Raw genomic sequence first — 17,038 nt, forward strand, 5'->3', positions numbered from 1 at the left:
TAATTTTATATAGATTTTTTGAAGCTATTCCTGCTGTCATTCCAATCCGCGCTAAAAAGCGCGGGATTTTCCCTTCCATCAGGGCTAGGGCAGTAGAGAATGACTTACATCTTCAAATAAAAATCCTTCGTCAGTTCAATATATTCATCCGTATATTCATGTCTTGAAATTTCAATTACCAATTCGTTAGCCGACTGAGTACTCATTTCAAAACGCTTAAAAGCGAGTAGACTTCTAATAATTGGTGTTTGGTGCGTGCCTTTAACTCTTGTTATTTTTATTGGGAAAAGTTCCGCTTCGGCACACAAATCAATAAATTTTGCTTCTTCCTTAAAAGGAATTATTACTGCGAATATTCCGTTTTCAGAGAGTAATAAATCGGCTGCTTCAATCAAATCTTCAAAAGGCATTGCGTCTTGAAATCGAGCCAAATCCCGTTGTTTATTGGTAGAATAATAGTCCTCGACATAAAATGGGGGATTAGAAACAATCAAATCATATTCGTCTTCAGGTTCTTCAATAAATTCATCCAAACCGGCGTGAAAACAAAATAGTTTGTCGTTCCAAGGGGCGTTTTCAAAATTATCGACCGCTTGTTCGTAAGCGTCTTCGTCAATTTCGAGGGCGTCAATTTGTGTTGCGGCACTTCGTTGTGCTAACATTAGGGCTATGATGCCAGTTCCAGTTCCAATGTCTAAAATGCTGTTGGGATTGTTTTCCAAAGGAGTCCAAGCGCCAAGCAAAACGCCATCCGTTCCAATTTTCATGGCACATCGGTCTTGTTCAATAGAAAACTGTTTGAATTGGAATTTAGACAACTTAGATTGTTAGATTGTTAGACAACTTAGATTTTTTCTAAAGCCGCAGGCGTTTATAATATTCTAAAAGCGCAGCGTATCTAAAAATCTATAAATACATTTCAATTAATCCTTCTGGTAAATCCATGATGACTTTTTTGTTCGATCGGTCTATTTTTATCAGGAAATGATCAATCATAGGGATTAACATTTCTACATCACCATTCAAAACTTCAAAAAGGGGCTGTGCTGTGGTGTCGTTTACCGATTGAATGATTCCGATAATACCTAAACGTTTGTCTTCAATTTCGAAATCAATAACTTCGTGATAGTAAAATTTGTTGCCGGTAAGTTTTGGCAACATTTTAATAGGTAGATAAATGGCATGCCCTAAAAGACTTTCGGCTTCGACTTCATTATCTACGTCTTCAAAACGAATTCTGAGAAAGTCGTTTTTGTGTAAGGAACTGTTTTTAATAAAATATGGAACCAGATTATTGTTGAATTCAACAAATACTGATTCCATATCCTCATATAACTCGGGTTCATCGGTGTCTAAATAAGCCAAGACTTCACCCTTAAAACTAAATTTTTTCGCGATTTTACCTAAATAGAAACAATCTTCTTTACGCATCTTCGCTAGTAAAATTATGCTTCAGTTGCTTCGTTATTTTCTTCTGCGGCAGGAGTTTCTTCTGCAACAGCTTCAACTTCTTCTTCTACAGCAGGAGCACTTGCGGCAATTGCGTCAGCTTCAGCTTTAGCAGCATCCGCTAAACGTTTCGCATTTACAGCTTGTTCTGCTTTGAATGCTTTTGCTTTAACATCAGCTTGCGCTTTTGTCAAACCTTCTTTTTTAGAATCTACTTTTCCTGATTTTGCTTCTAACCAAGTTGCCAATTTAGCATCAGCTTGTTCTTGTGTTAAAGCTCCTTTACGGATTCCGCCATCAAGGTGGTGCTTTAGTAATGCTCCTTTGTAAGAAAGGATTGCTTTAGCGGTGTCAGTAGGCTGAGCTCCGTTGTGTAACCATCTTACTGCACTATCCAAATCCAAATCGATAGTTGCTGGGTTAGTGTTTGGATTGTAAGTACCAATTTTTTCTAGGTATTTACCATCTCTTTTTGAGCGAGCATCTGCCGCTACAACCCAGTAAAAAGGTTTTCCTTTTTTACCGTGTCTTTGTAATCTAATTTTTACTGACATAATCGTATGATTAAATTTTGAGGTACTCGACCTCTGTTAATTAAGGGCGCAAATATACGTTTTTTTCCAGAAGAAACAAATCTCAATGCGCTTTCCTTGAACAAAAAAATAAATTAAAATTATTTTAGGTTTTTAATATGTTCATTTTGCATTAAAAAGTTATTTTTGTCAAATAAATTTATTAAAATGAAAAAAGGAATATATTTTCTCTTGTTTCTTATTGGATTAACGTCCTGTAGCCAAGATGTTACGTTCAATAATAATGCAGCTTTTCAAGGAGTTAAAGATAATGTGTTTTGGAAAGCATCTGATGCAGTTGCAAAAATAGGTACTGGTAGCTCACTAAATATTGAAGCCGTTACCGTAAATGAAAAATTGACTTTAACAATGCCATTACCCGCCAAATTGGTGAGTCAAAGGGATAAAAGCACATACATTACCTATGATTTAGGAGCAAGTGAGGCTAAAAAGGCAATCTACGTTAACACTTTGAACGCTGTTGTGCTTACCTATCAAACGGGTTTTGGGATTGGTGATGGGCAAATTGTTGTTACGGATTATGATGGCGCTACCATCTCAGGGACTTTTAGATTTAACGCTAAAAACACGGATGCTACTTCAGAAGAGGCGCCAATTTTAAATCTTCAAAGCGGTGTTTTTTACAAAGTTCCAATTATGCCATAAAAATTAGCAGAATCATTTTTTTTAAAACCATCTCATAAGCAGATGGTTTTTTTGTATTTAATTAAACTTAACATAAATAATCTAATACATAGTGGTTTAGAATATAATATGACTATATTTGTTTAATATTTTAAAATAGTAATTATGAACATTTTTGTTGGAAGCCTTCCATTCAGTATTGAGGAAGCAGATTTAAGAGAGTCTTTCGAGGCTTACGGAGCAGTTGATTCTGTAAAAATTATAACTGATAAATTTACTGGAAGAAGTAAAGGGTTTGGTTTTATTGAAATGCCAAACGATGAAGAGGCACAAAAAGCAATTAATGAATTGAACGGTGCAACTGTTCAAGGTCGTGCGATAGTAGTTAACAAATCTGAGCCTAAACCAGAAGGTGAAAGAAGAAGTTTTAATAGCAACAGCCGTGGTGGAGATAACCGTGGCGGTGGTTATGGTGGTGGAAACAGCCGTGGTGGAGACAACCGTGGTGGTGGAAACAGAGGAGGATACTAGTATTTTCTTTAATACATATAAAAAAAGGTGTCAATTATATTGACACCTTTTTTGTTTTTCCTCACCCTCCGCCCTCTCCAAAGAAGAGGGGACTAAAAGTGAATTTTATTTTTATAAATTAGCAACCAACCAATCTCCAACTTCACTAGTTGAATAGGCTTTTGCTCCTTTTGCGGCCAAGTCTTCTGTTACAATTCCTTGTTCCAGTGATTTGTTAACAACAACTCTGATCGCCTCTGCCTCTTCTTTTAGCCCAAAAGCGTCTTCAAACATCATGGCGGCAGACAATACAGTGGCCAATGGATTGGCAATATTTAACCCTGTAGCTTGTGGATAAGAACCATGAATAGGTTCGTATAATGAAGTATGTTCTCCAACAGACGCGGAAGGCATTAATCCCATAGAACCTGAAATCACAGAAGCTTCATCTGTTAAGATGTCTCCAAATAAGTTTTCAGTAATTAAAACATCGTATGAGTTTGGCCACTGCACTAATCGCATTGCTACCGCATCCACAAATTCATAACTTACCGTTACTTCGGGATAGTCTTTTTCCATAGCTTGCACTGTTTCTCTCCACAAACGAGAGGTTTCCAACACATTTGCTTTGTCAACACAACACAGTTTTTTGGAACGTGTCATAGCCAATTCAAATCCTTTTTTTGCTAAACGTTGTACTTCGACCCTTGTATAGGTACAAGTATCGTATGCTGTTTCTCCGTCGTCTTTTCTTCCTTTTTCGCCAAAATAGATTCCGCCTGTTAGTTCTCTTAAAAATATCAAATCGGTTCCTTCAATTCGCTCTCTTTTTAGAGGGGAATTGTCAATCAAAGAGGGAAATGTAAAAGTAGGACGAACATTAGCAAACAAACCTAATTTTTTACGCATTAACAATAATCCTTGTTCGGGTCTTACAGTGGCTTTTGGATCATTGTCGTATTTTGGATGTCCGATGGCTCCAAATAGAACCGCATCAGCAGCCATGCAAATTTCATGCGTTTCATCAGGGTAAGGAACGCCTACGGCATCTATCGCGCAAGCACCTGTTAATGCGGGTGTCCAATTAATTTCATGATTGAATTTTTTTGCGATTGCATCAGAAACTTTTACGGCTTCGTTGATTACTTCTGGTCCAATTCCGTCTCCAGCTAAAAGGGCTATGTTAAATTTCATTTCTTTTATATTAGTTTTTAAAATTTCTTGTGGTTTAGATGATTGCTACATTCAGCATTTTTTGTGTCGCAATAATTGCGGCTACGGTTTGGTCGGAGTCAAGTCCTCTTGTCTTAAATTCTTTGCCGTTATTTGTCCATGTAATTATGGTTTCGCATAAAGCATCGGAACTGCTTCCTGGCGGAATTCGCACTGCGTAATCTATCAATTTAGGCAATACCATTTTTTTGTTTTTGTATATTTTTGAAAGGGCATTCATAAAGGCATCAAATTGACCGTCGCCTTGTGCGTTTTCTTCAAATATTTCGTTGTCAATTTTTAAACAGAGTGTTGTGGAAGGACGTAAGCCTTTAGCATGTACTAAAACATAGGATTCTACTACAATTTTATCTTGATACGTTTGACTGTCTAATACGTCTGAAATGATATAAGGCAAATCTTCCTTGGTAACGGTTTCCTTTTTATCTCCCAATTCAATGATGCGTTGGGTTACTAATTTAAGATCGTCGGCGTTTAATTTTAAACCCAATTCCTGAAGGTTTTTTTCAATATTGGCTTTGCCAGATGTTTTTCCTAAAGCGTATTTTCTTTTTCTTCCAAAACGTTCCGGAAGTAAATTGTTGAAATATAAATTATTTTTATTGTCTCCGTCAGCATGAATGCCGGCAGTTTGAGTAAACACGTTATCGCCTACAATGGGTTTGTTGGCAGGAATTCTTTGGCCTGTAAAAGTTTCTACCAATTTGCTCACGGAGTATAATGAAGACTCCTTTACGCTGATTTCTATTTCGGGCAAGAAGTCATTGATTACAGCAACGGTGCTTTCTAACGGTGCATTTCCAGCGCGTTCACCCATTCCGTTTACGGTAACATGAAGACCTTGAATGCCTGCTTTGACCGCTTCCATTACATTGGCGATGCTTAAGTCATAATCATTATGGGCATGAAAATCAAAATGGCTGTTCGGATATTTTGTTATAATTTTAGAAATAAATTCAGAGGTTTGTGAAGGAATAAGAACGCCTAAAGTATCTGGTAATAATATTCTTTTGACAGGTTGGGTCGTCAGAAAGTCTAAATACTGAAATACATATTCAGGAGAATTAATCATTCCATTACTCCAATCTTCTAGATAAACATTAGTTTCGATGTTGTTTTCTTGTGCTAATGCAATAGTTTGGGCAATTTCAGCGAAATGTTGTTCTGGGGTTTTCTTTAATTGATGGGTTAAATGGTTCAGAGATCCTTTGGTCAACAAATTTTGTACTTTGGCTCCTGCTTTTTTCATCCACTCAATCGAAAGTCCGCCATCTACAAAGGTTAGGACTTCTATCCGATCGCAATATTTTTTTTCTTCAGCCCAAGCCATGATGCCTTTTACGCCCTGAAATTCACCTTCGCTTACCCGTGCCGATGCGATTTCTATTCGATTGACATTCAATTCTTCCAGCAATAATTGCGCAATGGTTAATTTTTCTGTAGCAGAAAAAGAAACTCCCGATGTTTGTTCTCCATCGCGGAGTGTCGTATCCATTATTTCAATCTTTCTTTTTTTCATATTGCTTTTCTAAATTCGCTTTTAAAAAGTGTGCTATTTATTCTTACGATATTCGCTTTTCTTTTACATCAATTTCGAATAAACTTAACGTAATTCCTTCGTAATGTTTTGGTAAATTGCCAAAATGGGGTGTGATAATTCCTAAGAAATTAAAACCACATTTTTGATAATATTCGATTAATGATTCATTATCCCCCCAAGTATCCATCCTTAAATAATCTAATTGATTTTTTTTTGCAAAAGTATTGCCCCATTCGACTATTTTTTTGACAAAATGGTGTCCTCTAAATTTTGGATTTGTTACAATTCTGTGAAAATAAACGGCTTTGTCTTCATTTTTTTCTTTCCAAATGCTTTCGTCTTCAAAAGTAATTGCAAAAACACAGGCGATTTCGTTGTCAATGCTAATTTTCCATTGTCGATTTTCAGAAATTTCACGTTCTATTAAATCTCTTTCAAATCCTTTCCAATGCTTATTGAATTTTGTTTTTTGATAAGCAACAGCCCAGTCATAAAATTTAAAAATTTCATCAATATCTTCAATTGTACTCGGTTTAAAATCCATTGTGATAATAACTAAAGTTGATCCTGTACCATTTTATAAAAAGATACAGGGTTATTTAATTCAAATATTTGAATCTTTATAAAATTATATCAGTTGTTTATCTGCAAAAGTTACAATTTCTTCTTTAATATTTTGTAAGTAATCAATATCGTCAAAACCGTTCAACATGTTGTTCTTTTTGTATCCGTTGATGTCAAAAGATTCTTGTTGTCCAGTGGCTAATAAAGTAATGGTTTGTGCTTCTAAGTTGATTTCCAATTGTGTGTTTGGATCTGCTTCGATAGCTTTGAAAATAGTGTCGGCAAATTCAGGACTAACTTGTACTGGCAAAACACCAATATTCAAACAGTTTCCTTTGAAGATATCTGCAAAAAAACTAGAAACTACTGCACGGAATCCATAATCGTAAACGGCCCAAGCTGCATGTTCTCTTGAAGAACCTGAACCGAAGTTTTTCCCTCCAACAAGAATTTTTCCGCTGTAGGTTTTGTCGTTTAACACGAAATCAGCTTTTGGAGTATTATCTCCGTTGTATCTCCAATCTCTGAAAAGGTTGTCTCCAAAGCCTTCACGTTTTGTAGCTTTCAGGAAACGAGCCGGGATGATTTGATCAGTATCTACGTTTTCGATTGGTAGTGGCACTGCACTACTCGTAAGGATATTAAATTTATCGTATGCCATTTTTTGTAATTTTAGATTTTAGAATTCAGATTTTAGAATCTCATTTGAAAGACTAAATTGGATATTCTAAAAATATTTTTTATTAATAATGTAAATCAATTTTTAGTTGAAGTTATTTAGATTCTTAAATGACACAAAGTGAAATCTAAAATCTAAAATCTTCAATCTAAAACAAGTCTCTTGGATCAGTTAATTTTCCAGTAACCGCTGCTGCTGCTGCCATAATTGGAGAAGCTAACAAAGTTCTTGAACCAGGACCCTGACGACCTTCAAAATTTCGGTTTGATGTACTTACTGCATATTTTCCAGCAGGAACTTTATCATCGTTCATTGCCAAACAAGCTGAACAACCTGGCTGACGTAATACGAATCCAGCTTCAGTAAGAATGTCTAACAATCCTTCTTCTTTGATCTGAGCTTCAACAACGTGAGAACCTGGAACTAACCAAGCGGTTACGTTATCTGCTTTTTTTCTTCCTTTCACAATTTCTGTAAAAGCTCTAAAATCTTCAATACGACCATTGGTGCAACTTCCCAAGAAAACAAAATCAATTGGTTTTCCAATCATCACGTCATCTTCTTCAAAGCCCATGTAAGCCAAAGATTTTTTATAAGTTTCCTCGCCACCTTCCACTTGGTCGGCACTAGGAATATGTTGAGAAATACCAATTCCCATTCCAGGATTTGTACCATAAGTAATCATTGGTTCGATATCTGCTGCATCGATATTCAATTCAGCATCAAAAACGGCATCAGTATCCGTTTTTAAAGTTTTCCAATATTCAACAGCTTTTGTCCAAGCTTCGCCTTTTGGAGCATATAAACGTCCTTCCAAGAAATCGAAAGTTTTTTGGTCAGGAGCAATCATACCGCCACGAGCACCCATTTCGATACTCAAGTTACAAACGGTCATACGACCCTCCATAGACATGTTTTCAAAAACATTTCCAGCATATTCAGCAAAATAACCCGTACCTCCAGAAGTAGTCAATTTTGCAATGATGTACAAAGCCACATCTTTTGGACCTACACCTTTGCTCAAAGTTCCGTTTACGTTGATACGCATTTTCTTTGGTTTTGGCTGCATAATACATTGAGTAGCCATAACCATTTCCACTTCAGAAGTTCCGATACCAAAAGCAATGGCGCCAAAAGCACCGTGAGTAGAAGTGTGGGAATCTCCACAAACGATAGTTGCACCTGGTAAAGTAATTCCGTTTTCAGGACCTACTACATGTACAATTCCATTTTTTATGTGACCTAATCCCCAGTGAGAAATACCATATTCTGCAGCGTTGTCTTCTAATGCTTTCAATTGATTAGCAGATAGAGCATCAGCAACTGGTAGATGTTGGTTTATAGTTGGTGTGTTGTGATCGGCTGTTGCAAAAGTACGTTCTGGGTATAAAACCGATATGCCTCTTTCTTTTAAGCCTAAAAAAGCAACGGGACTGGTAACTTCATGGATGAAATGACGGTCAATAAAAAAAACGTCTGGTCCATCTTCAATTTTACGCACGACGTGCGAATCCCATACTTTGTCGAATAATGTAGTACTCATTTTTACTATTTTTTAAGTGTATTTTTTTACTTTAATTAGAGTGATTATCTATAATTAGAATAATGTCGACAAATTTAAAAAAAAGAAATAGAGAATTCAATTTTATTATTCAGTTTTATACGATAACCAAACCGTTTTTACGGTGCTTAACCGCTCCTGTTTACTTATTTATGCTTTTGTCATTGCTTTTTTATTTTGCTTTTTTTACGTTTTAAATGCTGTTCCTTGAAGTATTGATCCTGTTTTGTTTTTTTGTTAATTTGTAATTGTTTTGATAGTAATAGTATATTTTTTACTGGTATAATTTAAAATAATTTCTTTAAAATATATTTATTAATAATACTTACAGCATATTTTTTTAAAAATTAATAGGGTTTCACTCTTCGTTATTTGAAATTTTTTTTGTGGGAAGGGCATTGATTTCATTAATATAATTCAGTGAAATACTACGATATCCAAAAAACAGAGACTCTCTTTTTTGAGTTGTAATTTAGCTGGAATGTGATATAAGTTTTTGATAATCCAATTAATTTATAGGAATGTATTATTAATTTTTTTGGAATCTGTTTTTGTTAATAACTTCCCAGATATTCTTCCCTAAAAAATCCTAAATTTGAAATTCATTTTTTTTAATTGTTATAAATTTTAAAGTGTTTAAAACCAGTTAAATAAACAGCCAGAATCTATTTGGTTTTGGATCCCTGTCTTGGCAGGGCTGGGGGTAAGGCTTATGTATTTAATTTTCGATACCGAAACTACTGGATTACCCAAACGTTGGGATGCGCCAATAACCGATACCAACAATTGGCCTCGATGCATTCAAATTGCATGGCAGTTGCACGACGAAATGGGAAAACTCATCGAGCATCAAGACTATTTGGTCAAACCGGAGGGTTTCAACATTCCATATGATGCGGAGCGGATTCACGGAATTTCTACAGAATTAGCAGAGGCTGATGGAATTTCTTTAAGTGAAGTTTTAGAAAAATTCAATATTGCATTAGGCAAAGCCAAATATATTGTGGGTCAAAACTTAGGTTTTGACATCAATATTATGGGGTGTGAATTTCACCGATTTGGAGTGGATTCTCCCATGGCTTCAATGCCAATTTTAGATACCTGTACAGAAGTTACTGCGTCCTTATTGCGATTGCCTGGTGGTCGTGGCGGAAAATTTAAATTGCCAACGCTAACCGAATTGCACCAATATCTTTTCAATGTTCCTTTTGGGGAGGCACATAATGCCACGGCAGATGTTGAGGCAACAACCCGTTGTTTTTTTGAATTAATTCGGACTGGAGTTTTTACCAAAAAGGAGCTTGAAGTGGAGCAGGAGTATTTTGAGGATTTCCAGTTAAAAAATCCGAGGGAAATCCAGCTCATCGGATTAAAACACATCAATCTAAAAGAGGCTTCCGATAAAATCCGCCAGCAATTTGGAGAAAAGCAAACTGCCCCAATTTCAAAGGCGGCACTTTCGGAAAACAAACAAATTCTCATTGATACCGATTTTGTGCATTTACATAACCACACGCAGTTTTCGGTTTTGCAATCCACCATTAGCGTTGCGGCTTTGGTTAAAGCAGCGGCACAACAAAAGATGCCTGCCGTTGCCATGACCGATCATGCGAATTTAATGGGTGCTTTTCATTTTGTTCGGGATGTACTAAATCACAACAAGTCGATGGAAGCCAAAAACAAGGATGCCGTCGAGAAAGGGGAAACACCAACGGAAGTCACCATGAAACCTATTGTGGGCTGCGAATTCTTTGTTTGCGAAAATCACAAAGACAAATCTCGAAAAGACAATGGTTACCAAATAGTGCTTTTGGCAAAAAACAAAAAAGGCTACCACAATTTGGCAAAAATGTCGTCAATTGCCTATACCGAGGGATTTTACTATGTGCCCAGAATCGACAAAAATGTAATTCAAAAATACAAAGAAGATGTCATCGTTTTGTCGGGAAATCTCTATGGTGAAATCCCGAATAAAATTTTAAATCTTGGAGAAAACCAAGCCGAGGAAGCTTTGCTTTGGTGGAAACAAGAATTTGGAGAAGATTTTTATATCGAGGTGATGCGTCACAACCAAGAAGACGAAAATCGGGTAAACGAAGGATTGATTTCTTTGGCACGAAAACACGATGTCAAGATTATTGCGACCAATAACACTTTTTATATTGATAAAGACAATGCCAATGCGCATGATATTTTATTGTGTGTAAAAGAGGGTGAAAAGCAATCTACACCAATAGGTCGTGGTCGAGGGTATCGTTTTGGCTTACCTAATCAGGAATATTATTTCAAGTCGGGAGACGAGATGAAAAAAATCTTTAACGATTTGCCGGAAGCGATTTCGAACATTTCGGAGATTGTGGATAAAATTGAGATTTACAATTTGGCAAGAGAAGTTTTGTTGCCAAAATTTGAAATCCCGGTAGAATTTAATGATCCAGAAGATGAAAAAGATGGTGGAGTAAGAGGGGAAAATGCGTATTTGAGACATCTTACTTTTGAAGGAGCCCACAGACGCTACAAAGAAATTACGCCAGAAATCCAGGAAAGATTGGATTTTGAGCTGTTAACTATTTCGAATTCAGGTTATCCTGGGTATTTTTTGATTGTACAGGATTTAATCGCCGAGGCGAGAAGCATGGGTGTATCTGTAGGGCCGGGTCGGGGGTCTGCGGCGGGATCGGTAGTCGCGTATTGTTTGAAAATCACCAATATCGACCCGTTAATGTACAATCTGCTTTTTGAGCGTTTCCTGAATCCTGATCGTGTGTCACTACCCGATATTGATATTGATTTTGATGATGAAGGACGTAGCAGCGTGATGGATTATGTAATTCGAAAATATGGTTCGAAACAAGTGGCTCAAATTATTACTTACGGTAAAATGGCGACCAAATCGGCAATTCGGGATACCGCTCGAGTGCTCGATTTGCCCTTGTTTGAGGCCGATAAAATTGCAAAATTAATTCCGGGGATGATGCCGTCCAAATGGAATTTAGCACGTTTTTTGAATGAAAAGGAGGATATAATAAAGAAAGCGGTTCGACCGGAAGAATACGATAAAATCAAGGAATTAATTGGTCTTGCCAATGAAGAAGATTTAGGAGGAGAAACAATCCAACAAGCCAAAGTTTTAGAGGGGAATTTAAGGAATACGGGAATACACGCCTGCGGTGTAATTATTACTCCAAGTGATATTACTGATTTTGTTCCGGTGGCTACTGCCAAAGACTCGGATTTATATGTGACCCAATTTGACAACTCAGTGGTAGAAAGTGCCGGTTTGTTGAAAATGGACTTCTTGGGTTTGAAGACCCTTACGTTGATAAAAGATACCGTTAAATTAGTAAAATACAGAACCGGAATAGACCTCAATCCCGATGAATTTCCAATTGATGATTTAAAGACGTATGAACTTTTTCAACGTGGAGAAACGGTTGGGATTTTCCAATATGAAAGTGCGGGAATGCAAAAATACATGAAGGAATTGAAACCGACGGTTTTTCCTGATTTGATTGCTATGAATGCATTGTATCGTCCGGGACCGATTGCCTATATCCCTAGTTTTATTAAGCGTAAAAACGGAGAAGAGCCTATTGAATATGATTTGGATGATTGTGAAGAATTATTAAAAGATACCTACGGAATTACAGTTTACCAAGAGCAGGTAATGCTTTTGTCCCAAAAACTAGCCGATTTTTCTAAAGGTGATGCCGACGTTTTGCGTAAAGCAATGGGAAAAAAAATGATTGATGTTTTGGCGAAAATGGAGCCGAAATTCATCTCCCAAGCTATGGCAAAAGGGCATGCTAAAGACAAGTTAGAGAAAATTTGGAACGATTGGAAAGCCTTTGCGGAATATGCGTTCAACAAATCACATTCTACGTGTTATGCCTGGATTGCTTATCAAACGGCTTATCTGAAAGCTAATTATCCGGCGGAATATATGGCGGCAGTTTTGTCCAATAACATGAGTGACATCAAGCAAGTTTCCTTTTTTATGGAGGAATGCAAACGTATGGGCTTACAGGTTTTAGGCCCCGATGTGAATGAGTCTTTTTATAAGTTTACGGTAAATGATGATTATGCGGTTCGTTTTGGGATGGGTGCCGTAAAGGGAGTGGGTTCCGGGGCTGTGGCAACTATCGTAGAACGAAGAAAGGATGGGAAATACAAATCTATTTTTGATTTGACTAAACGCATTGATTTGCGCGCTGCGAACAAAAAAGCATTAGAAAATTTGGCTCTGGCAGGAGGTTTTGATTCGTTTTTAGGAACTACACGCGCACAGTATTTTCACGATGACGGAGATGGAATTACTTTCTATGAAAAAGCCATTCGGTACGGAGCAAAGTTTCAGGAAAACGAAAATTCATCGCAGGTAAGTTTGTTTGGGGACACCAGCGAAGTGCAAATTGCTGAACCCGTTGTGCCTCCATGTGATGATTGGAGCACGATGGAAAAATTATCAAGAGAAAAAGAGGTGGTAGGGATTTATATTTCGGGACATCCGTTGGATGATTTTAAGTTTGAGATGAAATATTTTTGTAATACTAAGTTGGAATCACTCCGAAATATGGAATTACACGTGGGTAAAAATCTAACTTTCGCAGGTATTGTAAGTAATTTTCAGCGCAAAACTGCTAAAAACGGAAAGGATTGGGCAATTTTTACTTTAGAGGGGTTCGATGAAAGTTATGAGTTTAAGATTTTTGGCGAGGAGTATTTGAAATTCTATCATTTTTTATATAATAATCAATTTGTTTTTATAAAAATTTTAATCAAAGAAGGTTGGGTAAATAAAGATACGGGCAAAAAAAGCGAACCTAGAATACAATTTTCGGAAGTGAAACAATTGCAAGATGTATTGGTTACTTTTGCTAAAAAGTTAGTAATTTTCTTGAATATTAAGGATTTGAAAACAGAGTTTATTCATAAGTTAAGTTCACTTTTTCAAGAAAATAAAGGAGATAACACGGTGGCTTTTGAAATTATGGAATTGGAGAAAACTAAACGATTGGTAGAGGTTGTCCCTGTCGTTTTAGACTATAATGATGAAGTTTTTATGGATGAAAATGAAGATGTTGAAACTTTAGAAACGGTAGGAGGCGTAATAAATTCGGAACCCGAAATTGAAGAAACAAAAGTAGTGACCAAACTAACTATGCCAAGTAGAAAACTAAAAGTCAAAATCTCGAATGAGTTGTTGGTAGAATTAGAGAAAATGCAAATTAACTTTAAGTTGAATTAGATCTCAAATGTCTTAGCCTTGATGGTCGAATTGTTGATGCAATTACCTTTTTTAGGCAGGAAAAGATAAAGTGTACAGATGGATAAAGCTCCTGAAATGAATTTGGAATAAATATTGAAAAATTCATGGGCGTGCTTAAATAAATAATGGCAATACATTCATAATCAAAACTAATTTCGGAATTGAATTTCATTAAAAATAAAGCTGTAGATTTGTGCTTCAATATTTAAAAAAATTAAAATGGCATTAGCAATAACGGATGCGACTTTTGAAGAAGTAGTATTAAAATCAGATAAACCAGTAATGGTTGACTTTTGGGCAGCATGGTGCGGTCCGTGTAGGATGGTAGGTCCAATCATCGATGAAATTTCGACTGAATATGAAGGAAAAGCGGTGATTGGTAAAGTAGACGTGGATGCTAATCAAGAGTTTGCGGCAAAATATGGTGTAAGAAATATTCCTACGGTTTTGGTGTTTCAAAACGGAGAAGTGGTAGGGCGTCAAGTAGGTGTGGCTCCAAAACAAACTTATGCGGATAGTTTGGACGCATTGTTGTAATTGCCGTCATTGCGAAGAATGAAGCAATCTCATAATACGAATAAAGGTTTGGCGAAAGTCAAGCCTTTTTTATTTGAATCAAATTGTTCGTATTTTTTTAAACTTTATTATATTTGACATAAGCCGAAAGGGAAACGGATAAAATATATGAAAATTGAGTCTCAAATAGAAAAAATATCCAGATTTCAACATTTAGAGTTGTTGGCAAACCAAGTCGTGGAAGGCTTTATTTCTGGGATGCATAAAAGTCCATTTCATGGTTTTTCGGCCGAATTTGCTGAACACAAAGTCTACAATGCCGGCGAAAGCACCAAACATATCGATTGGAAATTATTTGCCAAAACCGATCGATTGTACACCAAACGTTACGAAGAAGAAACCAATTTGCGATGCCATTTAATTATCGATAATTCGTCTTCGATGCACTATCCGAAGTTAAAAAGCGGGCAGTTATTTTACGAAAACAAAATCGGTTTTTCTGTTTTGGCATCGGCTGTTTTAATGAATTTATTAAAAAAACAACGCGATGCCGTGGGTTTGAGTTTATATTCTGATACTTACGAATACTATGCTCCAGAAAAAGGAAGTGATCGTCATCACAGAATGTTGTTGAACAAATTAGAAAATCTTATAGAAAAGCCTACGGCAACAAAAAACACGGATACAGTCACTTTTCTGCATCAGATAGCGGAGAAAATACACCGCCGTTCCATGATCATACTCTTTACAGACATGTTTCAGTCGGGTAATGAAGAGGCTTTATTTAGTGCTTTACAGCATCTTAAACACAACAAACATAAAGTGGTGGTGTTTCATGTAATTGACAACAAAACGGAGTTGAATTTTGATTTTGATAACGGCCCCAAAAAGTTTATTGATGTAGAATCGGGTGATGAAGTAAATATTTTTGCGGATAATGTCAAAGAAATTTATGAAAAACAAGTGGAGCTTTATTTTAAAAAAATTGCGTTAACCTGTGCGCAAAATAAAATTAAGTACGTCCCTGTTAGTGTTAATGACAATTTTGAAAAAATACTCACTACATATTTGGTTGAAAAACAAAGCTTTGGTTGAGTGGGTTTAAATTAATAAAATATTTTTTGCAGAAAGGTTTGCAGATATCAAAATCTGTAGTATATTTGCAACCGCAATAAAGCAGAGGTTTGGTAGTTCAGTTGGTTAGAATACATGCCTGTCACGCATGGGGTCGCGGGTTCGAGTCCCGTCCAGACCGCTACATTGGGAAGAGCACTTCAGAAATGAGGTGCTTTTTTGCCCCAATAAAGCATCAAAAATAGTTGTGTTGTTTTCGCTCAGAAATGGGCAGGTTTAGTAGTTAGACCAATGAAAAGCTTTCCACTTAATTGTGGATAGCTTTTTTGATTTAAGGGTGTTTGTGTTTTTAAAATAATTCCGATTTGTGGCGCCAAACAATCCAAATAAACACTCCCAAGTACAGCATTGACAAAGCAAACTTCATAAAGGTAGATGCGAGAAATCCGATAAAGGATCCCGTTGCTGCTTTAAAAGCCCTTTGAAGATCTTTTGAATTGTAAAGAAGCTCGCCAATAAATGCCCCGACAAAAGGGCCGATAATGAAACCTAGTGGAATTGGAGTAATAATCCCAATAACCAAGCCAATAGTAGTTCCCCAAACACCATAGGAACTTCCGCCAAATTCCTTGGTTCCCCTTGCTGGAATTATATAATCCAGAATTGAAATTACTATCGTAATTAGCAATGAAATCCCCAAAACCGAAAAATTTGCAGGAACGGCAGTCGTGTAATATAATAATAGAATGCCAATCCAGCCCAAAATAGGGCCAGGTAAAACGGGCAGAAAGCTTCCCAAAATGCCAGCAATTACACAAACAAAACCAAAAGTCAAAAGCAGCAAATCCATAAATTATTTTTTAGTATTTTTGGGGATTAATAATGTACTTTTAAATAAAATTTAAAAACAGCATTTGTTTTGTTAACGAATATGAGAAAAATAATTCTAATAGTATTTTTATCGCCATTACTTTTTAATTCTTGTCAATATTTTGAGAGGCAAGTTCCAACACATGAGGAATTGTTGCAGAAAGAATTGAAATCGATCAATTGGAAAGAAGTCGATGAATTTCCTTCCTTTTCAAATTGCGATTCCGTACAAGACAAAATCCAAAAAAAACAATGTTTTTTTGAGTATTTAACCCAACTCATACAAGAGAAACTGAGCATCGATACCCTTTCAGTACTCTATCCGCAACTGGATACAATAGATGTAAAGGTAACGGTTTTTCCTAATTCCACCATGCAGTTTGAACCTCAGTTAAACGATACTCTTTCCTATAACACCTCAAAAATTGACAGCATACTCCATGCTCGTTTGGTCGATTTTCCTAAAGTAAATCCTGCTGTCAAAAGAGGGATTCCTGTAAAAACGCAATTTATATTGCCTGTAATTTTAAAAGTGGAATAATTTTATTTTGCTATT

Annotated in this window: 15 protein-coding genes and 1 tRNA gene; 7 read left to right on the forward strand and 9 right to left on the reverse strand. The window is 36.3% G+C overall.

Translation table 11 applies throughout. The annotated features are described in order from the left end of the window. Positions 1-104: 104 nt before the first annotated feature. The 3 genes from DB895_RS06555 to DB895_RS06565 form a co-directional block, all read right to left on the reverse strand. Positions 105-818 carry a tRNA1(Val) (adenine(37)-N6)-methyltransferase gene (locus DB895_RS06555; protein WP_262497401.1) on the reverse strand — a complete coding sequence of 238 codons (714 nt, stop codon included), beginning with the start codon at positions 816-818 and terminating at the stop codon, positions 105-107. A gap of 88 nt (positions 819-906) precedes the next feature. Next, entirely contained in the window at positions 907-1,431 is a 525-nt protein-coding gene (gene rimM, locus DB895_RS06560; protein WP_116724564.1) for a ribosome maturation factor RimM, read from the reverse strand. A gap of 14 nt (positions 1,432-1,445) precedes the next feature. Beyond that, positions 1,446-2,003: a 30S ribosomal protein S16 gene (locus DB895_RS06565; protein WP_116724565.1), complete on the reverse strand. Its 558-nt coding sequence runs from the start codon at positions 2,001-2,003 to the stop codon at positions 1,446-1,448. A 186-nt stretch (positions 2,004-2,189) separates the two neighbouring features. On the opposite strand from DB895_RS06565, the gene DB895_RS06570 reads away from it, so the two are divergent. Continuing rightward, positions 2,190-2,687 carry a DUF6252 family protein gene (locus DB895_RS06570; protein WP_116724566.1) on the forward strand — a complete coding sequence of 166 codons (498 nt, stop codon included), beginning with the start codon at positions 2,190-2,192 and terminating at the stop codon, positions 2,685-2,687. A gap of 144 nt (positions 2,688-2,831) precedes the next feature. Next, positions 2,832-3,197 (forward strand): RNA recognition motif domain-containing protein, encoded by a 366-nt coding sequence (locus tag DB895_RS06575; protein ID WP_116724567.1) that lies wholly within the window; start codon positions 2,832-2,834, stop codon positions 3,195-3,197. Positions 3,198-3,308: 111 nt separating this feature from the next. Here DB895_RS06575 and leuB read toward each other — a convergent pair whose 3' ends face one another. From leuB to leuC, 5 genes are all read right to left on the reverse strand, one after another. Further along, the gene (leuB, locus tag DB895_RS06580) at positions 3,309-4,370 is read right to left on the reverse strand and encodes a 3-isopropylmalate dehydrogenase (RefSeq protein WP_116724568.1); all 1,062 of its coding nucleotides are present in this window, start codon (positions 4,368-4,370) and stop codon (positions 3,309-3,311) included. 34 nt (positions 4,371-4,404) lie between these two features. Next, a complete protein-coding gene (locus tag DB895_RS06585; RefSeq protein WP_116724569.1) occupies positions 4,405-5,928 on the reverse strand; it encodes an alpha-isopropylmalate synthase regulatory domain-containing protein in 1,524 nt (507 codons plus the stop codon). A 43-nt stretch (positions 5,929-5,971) separates the two neighbouring features. Continuing rightward, positions 5,972-6,493 carry a GNAT family N-acetyltransferase gene (locus DB895_RS06590; RefSeq protein WP_116724570.1) on the reverse strand — a complete coding sequence of 174 codons (522 nt, stop codon included), beginning with the start codon at positions 6,491-6,493 and terminating at the stop codon, positions 5,972-5,974. A gap of 84 nt (positions 6,494-6,577) precedes the next feature. After that, positions 6,578-7,174, reverse strand: coding sequence for a 3-isopropylmalate dehydratase small subunit (gene leuD / locus DB895_RS06595; protein ID WP_116724571.1), 597 nt, complete (start codon positions 7,172-7,174; stop codon positions 6,578-6,580). 166 nt (positions 7,175-7,340) lie between these two features. After that, a complete protein-coding gene (gene leuC, locus DB895_RS06600; RefSeq protein WP_116724572.1) occupies positions 7,341-8,735 on the reverse strand; it encodes a 3-isopropylmalate dehydratase large subunit in 1,395 nt (464 codons plus the stop codon). Positions 8,736-9,465: 730 nt separating this feature from the next. On the opposite strand from leuC, the gene dnaE reads away from it, so the two are divergent. The 4 genes from dnaE (at position 9,466) to DB895_RS06620 (ending at position 15,793) form a co-directional block, all read left to right on the forward strand. Next, positions 9,466-14,001: a DNA polymerase III subunit alpha gene (gene dnaE, locus DB895_RS06605; RefSeq protein WP_116724573.1), complete on the forward strand. Its 4,536-nt coding sequence runs from the start codon at positions 9,466-9,468 to the stop codon at positions 13,999-14,001. Between the two features lie 240 nt (positions 14,002-14,241). Beyond that, the gene (gene trxA / locus DB895_RS06610) at positions 14,242-14,559 is read left to right on the forward strand and encodes a thioredoxin (protein ID WP_116724574.1); all 318 of its coding nucleotides are present in this window, start codon (positions 14,242-14,244) and stop codon (positions 14,557-14,559) included. A 147-nt stretch (positions 14,560-14,706) separates the two neighbouring features. After that, the gene (locus tag DB895_RS06615; protein ID WP_116724575.1) at positions 14,707-15,633 is read left to right on the forward strand and encodes a DUF58 domain-containing protein; all 927 of its coding nucleotides are present in this window, start codon (positions 14,707-14,709) and stop codon (positions 15,631-15,633) included. An 86-nt stretch (positions 15,634-15,719) separates the two neighbouring features. Continuing rightward, positions 15,720-15,793 (forward strand) — tRNA-Asp (locus tag DB895_RS06620). Between the two features lie 168 nt (positions 15,794-15,961). Here the strand turns inward: DB895_RS06620 and DB895_RS06625 are convergent. Beyond that, on the reverse strand, positions 15,962-16,462 hold the full coding sequence (locus DB895_RS06625) for a DUF456 domain-containing protein (protein WP_116724576.1): 501 nt from the start codon (positions 16,460-16,462) through the stop codon (positions 15,962-15,964). 81 nt (positions 16,463-16,543) lie between these two features. Between DB895_RS06625 and DB895_RS06630 the strand changes: the two genes are divergently transcribed. Beyond that, positions 16,544-17,023, forward strand: coding sequence for a hypothetical protein (locus tag DB895_RS06630; protein ID WP_116724577.1), 480 nt, complete (start codon positions 16,544-16,546; stop codon positions 17,021-17,023). Positions 17,024-17,038: the final 15 nt, after the last annotated feature.

The organism is Flavobacterium psychrotolerans (assembly GCF_003097635.1).
In the GTDB taxonomy this organism is placed as follows: Bacteria; Bacteroidota; Bacteroidia; order Flavobacteriales; family Flavobacteriaceae; genus Flavobacterium; species Flavobacterium psychrotolerans.